The organism is uncultured Pseudophaeobacter sp. (assembly GCA_905479575.1).
In the GTDB taxonomy this organism is placed as follows: domain Bacteria; phylum Pseudomonadota; class Alphaproteobacteria; order Rhodobacterales; family Rhodobacteraceae; genus Pseudophaeobacter.
Genome location: CAJQNB010000019.1, coordinates 46,393 through 57,423, shown reverse-complemented (window position 1 = coordinate 57,423; position 11,031 = coordinate 46,393). Strand labels below are relative to the sequence as shown.

The window sequence follows — 11,031 nt, the reverse complement described above, 5'->3', positions numbered from 1 at the left end:
CACGTCGCGCGCTTCGAGGGCGGCTTCACCAAGGACCATCTGCGCGTCGTCGGCGAGACAGACGAGACCGGGACCGAGGTTCGGTTCATGGCCTCGCTCGATACGTTTTCCAATCTCGACTACGTGTTCAAGACGCTGGAGAACCGCCTGCGCGAGCTGGCCTTCCTGAACTCCGGCGTCAAGATCATCCTGATTGATGAGCGCCCGGCGGAACGGCTGGAATCGGAGCTGATTTATGAAGGCGGCGTCAAAGAGTTTGTCAAATACCTGGACCGCTCAAAGACCCCAGTGATGGATACCCCGGTCTATATCACCGGCGAAAAGGACGACATCGGTGTCGAGGTGGCGATGTGGTGGAACGACAGCTACCATGAATCGGTGCTGCCTTTTACCAATAACATTCCACAGCGCGACGGCGGCACCCACCTGGCGGGGTTCCGTGGGGCGCTGACCCGGACCATCAACAACTATGCCCAGTCCAGCGGCATTGCCAAAAAAGAGAAGGTCTCTTTCACCGGCGATGACGCCCGCGAAGGGCTGACCTGCGTCTTGTCCGTCAAGGTGCCGGATCCTAAATTTTCCAGCCAGACCAAGGATAAACTGGTCTCCTCCGAGGTGCGCCCGGTGGTGGAGAGCCTGGTGAATGAAAAGCTGGCGGAATGGTTTGAGGAAAACCCAAACCAGGCCAAACAGATCGTCGGCAAGGTTGTCGAGGCAGCGCTTGCCCGCGAAGCCGCCCGCAAGGCGCGCGAGCTGACCCGCCGCAAAAACCCGATGGATCTCAACTTTCTCAGCTCCAAGCTGAAAGACTGCTCGGACAAGGATCCGGTCAATACCGAAATCTTCCTGGTGGAGGGGGATTCCGCTGGTGGCTCTGCCCAGACCGGACGGGATCGGAAAACCCAGGCGATCCTGCCGCTGAAGGGTAAAATCCTGAATGTCGAGCGCGCGCGATTTGACCGCATGCTGGGCAGCCAGGAAATTGGCAACATGGTCATGGCCCTGGGCACCGGCATTGGCCGGGACGAGTTCAACATCGACAAGCTGCGCTACCATAAAATCGTCATCATGACTGATGCGGATGTTGATGGCGCCCATATCCGAACGCTGCTGTTGACCTTCTTCTACCGCCAGATGCCTGAGCTGATCGAAGGCGGTTACCTTTATATCGCCCAGCCACCGCTGTACAAAGTGGCGCGCGGCAAGTCCGAGGTGTACCTGAAAGACCAGGCCGAAATGGATGACTATCTGGTCAATCAGGGCGTCGAAGGGGCAACGCTGAAACTGGGCTCCGGCGAAGAGCTGGTTGGTAAAGATCTGATCCGCGTTGTCGATGAGGCGCGTCAGTTGAAACGGGTTCTGGACGCCTTCCCGACCCATTATCCGCGCCATATTCTGGAGCAGGCAGCTGTGGCCGGCGCCTTTGTGCCTGGTGCCGTTGATGCCGACTTGCAGGGCGTTGCCGACCGGGTTGCGACACGGCTTGATCTCATTGCGCTGGAATATGAAAAGGGCTGGCAGGGCCGGATTACCCAGGATCACGGCATCCGTCTGGCCCGCATTCTGCGCGGTGTCGAAGAGGTGCGCACCCTGGACGGCCCGATGCTGCGATCCGGTGAAGCGCGTAAAACGGGCAGCTTTACCAAAAGCTTGCAGGAAGTTTACGGAACCTCTGGTCAGTTGGTGCGACGGGATCGTGCCCAGGCAATCCATGGGCCGCTTGATCTGTTGAAGGCCATCATGGAAGAGGGCGAAAAAGGCCTGACGCTGCAGCGGTACAAAGGTCTGGGCGAAATGAACCCGGATCAGCTGTGGGAAACCACCCTGGACCCGGACGCCCGCACCCTGTTGCAGGTGCGTGTCGACGATGTGGTTGGGGCAGATGATCTGTTTACCAAACTGATGGGCGACGTGGTTGAGCCACGGCGGGAGTTCATTCAGAAAAACGCCCTGAGCGTCGAAAACCTGGATTTCTAAGCCTTTTCTGGTTCTCGCAGAGTTTTGCATTCGGGCGATCTGCTTCGCCCGAATGACGGCGCATTATTCCGTACTGCTTTTGTTACTGATCGCCCGGATTTCAGGGGCGCGAAACCGAGTGGGTACAATTGCGAGAAGGCGGGTTTACCCTTGATGTGGCCAAGTAGGATTTGAGCGCCATTCATCATCTCTGGTGATGCGCCTTTAACAGAAACTGTGCTTCTTCTTTGCGCATGAGCTGCGATAAAGGTGTGTCAGAGGAGCCCGACCATGTCCCAGAAAACGCGCGAAAACATTGATACTCCGCAGGGGTTGGCCTTTGCTATTTCCGCCTATGTTTTGTGGGGGTTCCTGCCGCTATACATGAAACTGGTGTCCCATATTCCTGCGGCGGAGGTGGTGGCGCATCGGGTGCTTTGGTCGGTGCCGGTGGCGGGGCTGCTGTTGGTGCTGTTGGGGCGAACCAGGGATCTGCGCGCCGCGCTTAAAAGCCCGCGCACACTGGCCATGGCCTGTGTGACGGCGGCGCTGATCTCGGTGAATTGGGGGATTTACGTTTGGTCGATTGCCTCGGGCCATGCGCTGGATGCTGCCCTTGGTTATTACATCAACCCGCTGTTCAGTATTGCCCTGGGCTCCCTGCTGCTGCGCGAGCGACTGACGCCGACGCAACTGGTTGCCATCGCTCTGGCTGCTGCTGCTGTGGTGGTCCTGACGGTCGAGGCCGGGCGGCTGCCCTGGGTGGCAATTGCGCTGACGCTGAGCTGGGGCTTTTATGCATTCTTCAAGAAACAGCTACCGGTTGGCCCCAATCAGGGCTTTATGCTGGAAGTGCTGATCCTGACACCTCCGGCGCTGGGGTATCTGGCCTATGCTTCGGCCACCGGCGGAACCCATTTCCAGGGCGTGGATATCTGGCTGTTGATGGGCTGTGGGCTGGTGACAGCAGTGCCGCTGATTGTCTATGCCAATGGGGCAAAACTGCTGCGGCTTTCGACCATTGGCATCTTGCAGTACATCGCGCCAACGATGATTTTCCTGATCGCGGTTTTTGTCTTTGGTGAGGAGTTTGGCCGCGCCCGGATGATTGCCTTCCCGATGATCTGGATGGCCTTGGTGATCTATTCGATCCCGCTGATCCGACAACTGCGTAGCCAGCCCAAGCCCGCCGTCTAACGCCGGGGCGACCCTGCCACACGACCGCCATACCGCCGCCGGGGGCTGCCTGCGAAGGCAGCCCTGACAGGTTTAGGATTTGCTCAGCTCAGGGCTTTGCGGAATTCCAAAAAGCGGGCATCTGTGCTGACCCGCGCATTGATGGCGTCGCGCAGGGCGCCAATGGTTTTGTGGGGGCGCATAACCACTTCGAAGGTCTGGATCAGCCCGTCGTCATTCAGGGTGATCAGATCAACGCCGACAGTGTCGAGATCGCCAACCTTGCATTGGAACTCCAGCGCCCAGTCTTTGCCCTCGCCCATGATGCGGCGATAGCGGAACTCAGAGAACACCTTGCCCACATGGCCCAGCACCGCGGCAACCGGTGCGCGGCCTGTCCAGGTTTTCCAATAGGTCGGCGGCAGGAAGCTCACGTCTTCGGCCAGCAGATCGGCGATAAGGCTTTCGTCGCCTTTGGCAACAACCTCCTGCATGCGGGTGATGGTTGGATGCATGGTCTCTCTCCCTCAAATTTTGACATGTGTTTGACATGTCTCTGTTGGGGGAACTCTGCGGCTCCTGCCCAATCGGGGCAAGCGCGACGTCACGGGAACTTGCCGTGGCGGGCAAGGCACAGTAGGCAGGCGCCTATGGCTGTTTCAAGTGACTATACCCCGCCGCAGGACCCGCTGGAGATCCTGCATCACGACGCGCAGATTCTGGTGGTGAACAAACCGGCGGGGCTGCTGAGCGTGCCTGGGCGCGGCGAACATCTGGCCGACTGCCTGGTCAGTCGCCTACAGCTGGCCTTTCCCGAAGCCTTGCTGGTCCATCGTCTGGACCGGGATACTTCGGGGGTTCTGGTCTTTGGGGTGACGCCCCATGCGCAGCGGCATCTGTCGATGCAGTTTGAAAAACGCACCACCCGCAAAGCCTATGTTGCGCGGCTCACCGGCCATCTGGAGCCCCGCGCCGGAGAGGTAGATCTGCCGCTGATTGTGGACTGGCCCAACCGGCCCCGGCAGATGGTCTGCCATGACACGGGTAAGCCCGCTGTCACCGACTACCGGGTGGTGAAATACGGTGAGGGTGAGACCCGCGTGCGACTGACGCCCAAGACCGGACGCACCCATCAGCTGCGGGTGCATATGATGGCATTGGGCCATGCGATCCTTGGGGATCCGCTCTATGCCACCGGGGCGGCGCGTGAATTTCCCCGGATGATGCTGCATTCAGAAGAATTGCGGATCAAACATCCTGACAGCGGGGAATCGATGAAGTTCCGCGCCAAGGCGCCTTTCTGACCGCAACTGCGGCCCCCCCCTGCGACTGATCGGCCTAGGCGGTGATTTTCAACCAGTTGTTGGGCAGAATGTCGGGGTTGCTGAGCTTGGGGTCACCAAACCAGTTGGTTGGCCCGGCGACGCGTTTCTGCGCATTTTGGTTGAGCCAGGCGGCCCACCAGGAAAACGAGCTATTGCCGATGATGTTGTGATTGCACAGGCTCATTAGGCGCATGTCTTCAAAATCTGTCTCCGGCCCGTTGAAATCCACTACCACCTTGCGGCAGGGCAGCGGCAGATTGGCCTTGGCCCAATCGGGATCATCGGAAAAGACATAGACGGTCGGCGCCGCATCCGGCAGGCCGTCTAGGATGCGGGCCAGGGCGGCCTCGTAATAGGCTTGATCACAGAGCACATGGGCCGCAAGCGCCACATAATCTCCGCGTCGCACATGCAGGGAAATGGCAGGGCCAGAGGCAATTTGCGCAGCCATTTCCGCGTTTTGGCTATTGCTGAAATCCGGGAAGGTGAAGGCTGACCGGATCAGATCAGCGATGCCGTGAAAATACTTCTCGCTTTGCCAATAGCCGTGCAGGTAGCTGTCATCTCCCCAGGTTTCAAAGGCTGGATTGTAGCCAAGGCCGCGTTCGCGGCGAAACCGTGGTGCCAGCCTCAGCCCACGCCAGAGGGCATAGCGCAGCGGCGCCTGCTGTTTGAGCGGCGGCAGCTTGGCGGCGGGGGAAAGATCAAGATCAAACACCCGGGTAAGCACGCCCTCATTGCGCAGCTCGGCCCCGCGGCTGTCCAGCGCGACGGTGGTGTGCAACCGATGCGCCAGCGCGCGGGCGGCAGCATATTGAAACATCTGGTTGCCGAGACGACCGTGCAGACGGGCAGTGATCATGGCGGGTTCCTCATCAGATGGCAGGCAATAGGGCGCCTGTTCTCCATAGAGTGCTTTTGATCCGGTGACCAGTTTGCGCGGGTGCCCCAAGTGTTTCGCACGCGAAACACTAGCCGCGCGACGGGGTGGGGCGCTGTTGCCAGCGGCTAAAGGGGCCGTGGTTGAATGCAGGATCTGGCGGTTCTGGCAATTTGGCGATGAACTCGATTGAGTGGCCGTCGGGATCTTTGCAATAGACCGATAGGGCAGGCATCCAGCCAATGACGGTGGGCTCGCTGATCGCCTCTCCTGTCAGTCCCAGAGGCTGAATACCGCGCTGGCTGAGCTGATCACAGAGCCCGTGGATGTCCCGGGCGGCCATGCGAAAGGCAAAATGCAGCTGCATGGAAAGCGGCGCGCTGCCCGTCTCCCAGAGGCCCAGCATGGCGGTTTCCGGGCTGCTGACCCAGTAAAAGGTCACCCGGCGTTGTGGCAGATCATGGGCCAGCTTCAGGCCAAGGATATCCTGATAAAAGGCCCGGGCACGCGCCAGATTTGCAACCGGAATATGGGTTTCATACAGCCCAGTGATGGTGCCAGAGATCTGATTGGGCTGTCCTTCGCAGTCAGGGGCGGGGTCAGGGTGTTGCAGCTGATGTGATGTCATTGGTGTGCCTTTGATTGAGATGCATTTGACTGTGCTGTCTCAACCCGGCTTTAGGTCAAGGCACAATTTTAGTCATCTGTGCGACTTGACGGAGACGGGGTAACTGGCGTAAGCGAGGCGCGAGGTTTGGGTCTCCTGCCTGCCGCAGCCCGTTTTGAGGGCCATGGTGAAACCCTGAGAAGATCAAGACGACATCTATCGCTCAACCTATGGCGCGCTGGATGGCAATGCGGTGACCATCGTGACTTGCGTGCCCTTTATGGGACGAGAAACAGATGACTGATTTTTCTAATGTACCTTCAACGGATGCGTTGAAGCTGCAGGCAAAGCGCCTGCGTCAACAACTGAAAACGAACGGCGTTGAGGTCGGCCATTCCAAATCTCTGGAATTGGTGGCGCAGCAATATGGTGCCCGTGACTGGAATACCCTGCAGGCGCGGTCCTCAAACCGGTTGCAGCTGCGGGTTGGCGACCGGGTGCGTGGACGCTACCTCGGACAGGCCTTTACCGGCGAAATACGCGGGTTGTCCCTGATGGGGGATGGTGAACACCGCCAGGTCACGCTGCATTTTGACACTCCAGTCGATGTGGTGCAGTTCGAGAGCTTTTCGGCGCTGCGCCAGCGGGTCAAAGGGGTGATCGGTTGGGGGGGCTGTTCGCCACAGAAAACCTCTGATGGAGTGCCGCAGCTTATTGTCGAAGGCCCGGCCTGAAGAGGGCATAGCCCTACAGGCTTTGAACCTGCGCGTTCAAAAAAGGGGGAGCTCCCGCGCGTCGGCAGTGTTTCTGGCGAAACCCTTCCTCCCCTTGGGCCCGGCGCCGCGCTTTAGCGCGGCGCCGGGCCCAAGATCCGCCATTGTTCTGGCAAAGCCAGGACAGCGGCGGGACGCGGGAGAGCTACCTTTCCTAAATTGGGCTACCTTTTTCCAATTTCGGTCTGATCTGTGCAGACCAGGAAGCTGGGATAAGAGTTCGATGACAGACAAAAAGAAAGGCCGCCCCTTGGGCGACCTTTTTAAATGTCCGTCTCTCGCGAGACGGTCTTTATTCTGGAGTCCAGCCGCCGACGGCTTTCACCTCGAGGAAATCCTCAATCCCCCAGCTGCCGCCTTCGCGGCCATTGCCAGATTGTTTCATGCCGCCAAAAGGCGCGCCAGCACTGCGGGATTTGCCGTTGATTTCAACCATGCCAGAGCGCAGCACACGGGCCATACGGTTGGCGCGGGCGCTGTCTTGGGTCTGCACGTAGTTGGTCAGACCATAGGGGGTGTCATTGGCGATCTCGATGGCTTCCTCTTCGGTGTCAAAGGGAATCATGGTCAGAACCGGGCCAAAGATCTCTTCGCGGGCCACCACCATCTGGTTGTTGGCATCCGCAAACACCGTGGGTTTGACATAAAAGCCCTTATTCAACCCGTCTGGGCGTCCGGTGCCGCCAGCAACCAGCTTGGCGCCTTCGTCAATGCCCTTTTGGATCAGATCCTGGATCTTGTTCCACTGCAGCTCATTCACCACCGGGCCGATATGGCGACCACTCTCGGAGGCGGGACCAACGGTAACCTTGGAGGCAACCTCGGCCGCTGTGGCAACTGCCTGATCGTAGATGCCTTTCTGAACCAGCATGCGGCTGGGGGCGTTACAGCTTTGGCCAGTGTTGTTCATCATGTGCAGCACGCCACGCTTGACGGCCTTGTCATCGGCATCATCAAAGATCACGTTGGCGCCTTTGCCGCCGAGCTCCAGGTGCACCTTTTTCAAGGTCTCCGCTGCCGATTTGGAGATTGCGGTACCGGCGCGGGTCGAGCCGGTGAAGGAGACCATATCCACGTCAGGATGCGCGGTCAGCTGAGAGCCAACACCGGTGCCGTCGCCGTTGACCAGGTTGAACACCCCCTTGGGGAAGCCGGCCTCGTCCATTATTTCGGCAAAGAGCATCGCGTTGAGCGGGCTTTGCTCGGAGGGTTTCAGCACCATGGTGCAGCCGGCAACCGCAGCCGCACCGACTTTCAGCGTCACCTGGTTCATGGGCCAGTTCCACGGGGTGATCAGCGCCGCAACACCCACGGCTTCGTGGATGATACGGTCATTTGGGGCATGATCGCCCAGCGGCGCGTCAAAGTCATAGGCCTTGGCGGCGTTGATAAAGTTTTGCAGGTGATAGCTGCCGGCGCCAACCTGCTGGCTGCGGGCCATATCAATCGGGGCCCCCATCTCGATTGACATGGCTTGCGCCATCTCTTCGCTGCGCTTGCCGTAGATCTCGATCAGTTTCTCAACCAGGGCGATACGCTCGGCCACGGGTGTGGCCATCCAGCCTGGCAGAGCGGCCTTGGCGGCGGCAACAGCTGCGTCGGTATCAGCCTTGTCGCCCAACGAGATCACCGCACAGGCTTCTTCGGTTGAGGGGTCGATTACCTCAAAATCATTTGCCTGCGCGGGGGCAACCCACGCACCGTTGATGTAAAAGTCGCGTTTCTCAATCATGTCCGGTCTCCCATTCAGACGCAGAATCCGGCAGGCTGGCCGGACGTCAGATAGCAGTGTGTCACCGCGCTTCCGGAGGGGCAAGCGATCAGCTGCAATAATTTGATCATATTATTCGGGAGAGAAACGGGCGCAAGCGAAGTTTCGCAAAGTACGGTGCATTCCGCCATAGTCTTTGCCTTTTGGGCTGGCCAATCCAGCCTCGGGCTGTAACGTTGCGGCATCACAGACAGCGGGCTGTTTTGCAGCCCGGACTAAACATGAGAGGAGACCGTCATGGGTTTGCGCATTAATGATGTCGTTCCAAATTTCACGGCTGACACCGACCAGGGAGAGATCAGCTTTCACGATTGGATCGGTGACAGCTGGGCCATCCTGTTTTCCCACCCCAAGGATTTCACCCCTGTGTGCACCACCGAGTTTTCCGCTGTTGCGCAGTTGAATGACGAATGGGCCAAGCGCGGCACCAAGGTGATTGGTGTTTCCGTTGATGGCGTTGAGGACCACAAAAAGTGGAAAGGCGACATCGAGAAATACGGCAATGCCGCCGCTGGCTTCCCGATCATCGCGGATGAAGGTCTGGCGGTCTCCAAGGCCTTTGATATGCTGCCCGCCGAAGCCTATTTGCCCGACGGTCGTACCCCTGCCGATAGCGCCACTGTGCGTTCGGTCTTTATCATTGGGCCAGACAAACAGCTGAAGCTGTCGATGACCTACCCGATGTCCGTGGGGCGTAACTTTGCCGAAATCCTGCGCGCCCTGGACGGGTTGCAGATGGCGACCGGCAATGGCGTGGCCACTCCGGCCAACTGGGTGCCTGGTGAAGATGTGATCATCCCGCCCACTGTGTCGAACGAGGACGCCACAGCAAAGTTTGGCGAGTTCGAAAGCATCTTCCCCTATCTGCGCAAAACCAAAGCGCCGGAATAAGACGCCGGAATAAGCTCCCTGGTAAGCGAACCGGGCATGCAAGCCGATGAATAGAAATGAGCGGGCCGGTCAGTTTTGGCTGGCCCGCTTTTCTACCACTTGGGCAACCCGTCCCGTGTCGCGCCGTCTGGATGCTGCTGTTTGGTTGGCATCAGCCGCAAAAACGCTTATCCGGGAGTGGTGTGGCTCTGAAGTGATCTGGAAGAGGAAAACAGGTGGCATCTCTTAAGCGTTGGATCGATCTCAAGCGAAACCCATGGAAGGCGCCGCTGCACAAGGGGATGAAGGCCTGGAAAGCTGACAAGGCCTCGGATAGCCATCTGTTGCAGTATGACGACCTGCCTGAGCAGCCGGTTGTGCTGGATATCGGTGGCTATGAAGGCGGCTGGAGTGACGTGGTCCTGGCGGTTCGGCCTGCGGCGATCATTCATATTTTTGAGCCTCACCCAGGTTTTGCCAAAGAGCTGCGTCGCAAGTTTTCTGCCAATGCAAACATCACGGTCCACGAGTGCGCCATTGGCGCACAGCCGGGGCAGATAACGCTGAGCGATTCTGCGGATGCCTCCTCTGCCTTTGGGGCAAAATCCGGCCAGACCTATGTGGCCGAGGTCCGCTCGGTTGCGGATTTCTTTGCCGCGTCAGGTTTGCAAAGCGTTGATCTGGCCAAGATCAATATCGAAGGCGGGGAATACGATCTGCTGCCGGGGTTGATTGATACCGGGCTGATCGGGCGGATCAAACGGCTTCAGGTGCAGTTTCACCTGTTTGATCCCTCGTGGAGCGCCGATCGCGACGCCATTAGAAAGCAGCTGGATGCAACCCATTCCTGCGCCTGGTGTTATACCTTCGTCTGGGAGGAATGGCGCCTGAAATAGGCGCTGTCCGGGCAGCTTTTCAGGTCAGTTTTTCAGGCCCGTATTAAAGATCAGTCTCTTTGCGGCCGGGTCGAAACCTGCGCCCGGTAGAGGCTGCGTTTGAATTCGCGGCCCAGCTTACTGCCGGATTTGCGTTTTTGAATGGTGGAGCCGCCAAGGGCCTCTGTCTGTTCCGAGACCCCATTGGGCAGGATGGTCTGGATTTGCTGCTGATGAATCCAATGCATCTGCAAAAAGGTATCGACGGGGCGGTCCAGCTGTTCGGTGGCCGCCAGCAACCGCTTGGCAGCGGAGCGACCCACGATCTGTGCAACGGTTTGCAGGCCGATGACCCTGGGCAGGAATAGCTTGCTCTCCCCCTGCTGCGCGTGTTGCGCCACAGGCACCTCCCGGCGCTTGGCTGGCAGCCGGATAAAGCTATCGGTACTGGCCTGTTCTGTGATCAGCGTCAGCACATCAGCCCAAAGAGAGTGGTCAAGCGCCAGATCATCTTCGACAATTAGGGCATAGTCCCACCCTGCATCGACAATGCGCTGCCAACAGCGCCGATGCGACAGAAAGCAGCCGATTTCTCCGGGGGAGAGGCGGAAAGGGTAGCTTGGCTTGTGCAGATCACCAGGGTGCAGGATGTCACTGACCTCTGCAGCCACCGCGCGCCCGTTCACGGCCTCAATGACTTCGGCATCGGGGAGCGTAAACAGCAGGTGCTCCACATTGGCGGCACGTTTGCCGCTGCCAGGCATATGAATGATCAGCGAATGCATGGGCTGCATCTAC

At 58.9% G+C, this 11,031-nt stretch carries 11 protein-coding genes; 6 read left to right on the top strand and 5 right to left on the bottom strand.

The genetic code is table 11. From position 1 onward, the window contains the following. Both QZ268_RS07470 and rarD read left to right on the top strand, forming a co-directional pair. A partial coding sequence (locus QZ268_RS07470; protein WP_295450394.1) for a DNA gyrase subunit B occupies window positions 1–1,977 on the top strand: 1,977 nt, incomplete at its 5' end. A 270-nt stretch (window positions 1,978–2,247) separates the two neighbouring features. Continuing rightward, window positions 2,248–3,153, top strand: coding sequence for an EamA family transporter RarD (rarD, locus tag QZ268_RS07465; protein ID WP_295450392.1), 906 nt, complete (start codon window positions 2,248–2,250; stop codon window positions 3,151–3,153). Window positions 3,154–3,236: 83 nt separating this feature from the next. Here rarD and QZ268_RS07460 read toward each other — a convergent pair whose 3' ends face one another. After that, on the bottom strand, window positions 3,237–3,647 hold the full coding sequence (locus QZ268_RS07460; protein WP_295450389.1) for a nuclear transport factor 2 family protein: 411 nt from the start codon (window positions 3,645–3,647) through the stop codon (window positions 3,237–3,239). Between the two features lie 135 nt (window positions 3,648–3,782). Between QZ268_RS07460 and QZ268_RS07455 the strand changes: the two genes are divergently transcribed. Next, a complete protein-coding gene (locus tag QZ268_RS07455; RefSeq protein ID WP_295450386.1) occupies window positions 3,783–4,436 on the top strand; it encodes an RluA family pseudouridine synthase in 654 nt (217 codons plus the stop codon). A gap of 34 nt (window positions 4,437–4,470) precedes the next feature. Here QZ268_RS07455 and QZ268_RS07450 read toward each other — a convergent pair whose 3' ends face one another. Together QZ268_RS07450 and QZ268_RS07445 are read right to left on the bottom strand one after the other, a co-directional pair. Beyond that, window positions 4,471–5,319, bottom strand: coding sequence for an alpha-1,2-fucosyltransferase (locus QZ268_RS07450; protein WP_295450382.1), 849 nt, complete (start codon window positions 5,317–5,319; stop codon window positions 4,471–4,473). Between the two features lie 109 nt (window positions 5,320–5,428). Beyond that, on the bottom strand, window positions 5,429–5,965 hold the full coding sequence (locus QZ268_RS07445) for a VOC family protein (protein WP_295450379.1): 537 nt from the start codon (window positions 5,963–5,965) through the stop codon (window positions 5,429–5,431). Between the two features lie 275 nt (window positions 5,966–6,240). Between QZ268_RS07445 and QZ268_RS07440 the strand changes: the two genes are divergently transcribed. Continuing rightward, complete coding sequence (locus tag QZ268_RS07440) at window positions 6,241–6,678, top strand: glyoxalase superfamily protein (RefSeq protein WP_295450376.1); 438 nt, start codon at window positions 6,241–6,243, stop codon at window positions 6,676–6,678. Between the two features lie 331 nt (window positions 6,679–7,009). On the opposite strand, the gene QZ268_RS07435 is transcribed toward QZ268_RS07440, so the two are convergent. Next, a complete protein-coding gene (locus QZ268_RS07435; protein ID WP_295450373.1) occupies window positions 7,010–8,449 on the bottom strand; it encodes an aldehyde dehydrogenase family protein in 1,440 nt (479 codons plus the stop codon). Window positions 8,450–8,725: 276 nt separating this feature from the next. Between QZ268_RS07435 and QZ268_RS07430 the strand changes: the two genes are divergently transcribed. Together QZ268_RS07430 and QZ268_RS07425 are read left to right on the top strand one after the other, a co-directional pair. Then, window positions 8,726–9,379: a peroxiredoxin gene (locus tag QZ268_RS07430; protein ID WP_295450370.1), complete on the top strand. Its 654-nt coding sequence runs from the start codon at window positions 8,726–8,728 to the stop codon at window positions 9,377–9,379. Window positions 9,380–9,594: 215 nt separating this feature from the next. Then, the gene (locus tag QZ268_RS07425; protein ID WP_295450367.1) at window positions 9,595–10,254 is read left to right on the top strand and encodes an FkbM family methyltransferase; all 660 of its coding nucleotides are present in this window, start codon (window positions 9,595–9,597) and stop codon (window positions 10,252–10,254) included. A 50-nt stretch (window positions 10,255–10,304) separates the two neighbouring features. Here QZ268_RS07425 and QZ268_RS07420 read toward each other — a convergent pair whose 3' ends face one another. Next, window positions 10,305–11,018 (bottom strand): glycosyltransferase family 25 protein, encoded by a 714-nt coding sequence (locus QZ268_RS07420; RefSeq protein WP_295450364.1) that lies wholly within the window; start codon window positions 11,016–11,018, stop codon window positions 10,305–10,307. Window positions 11,019–11,031 lie beyond the last annotated feature (13 nt).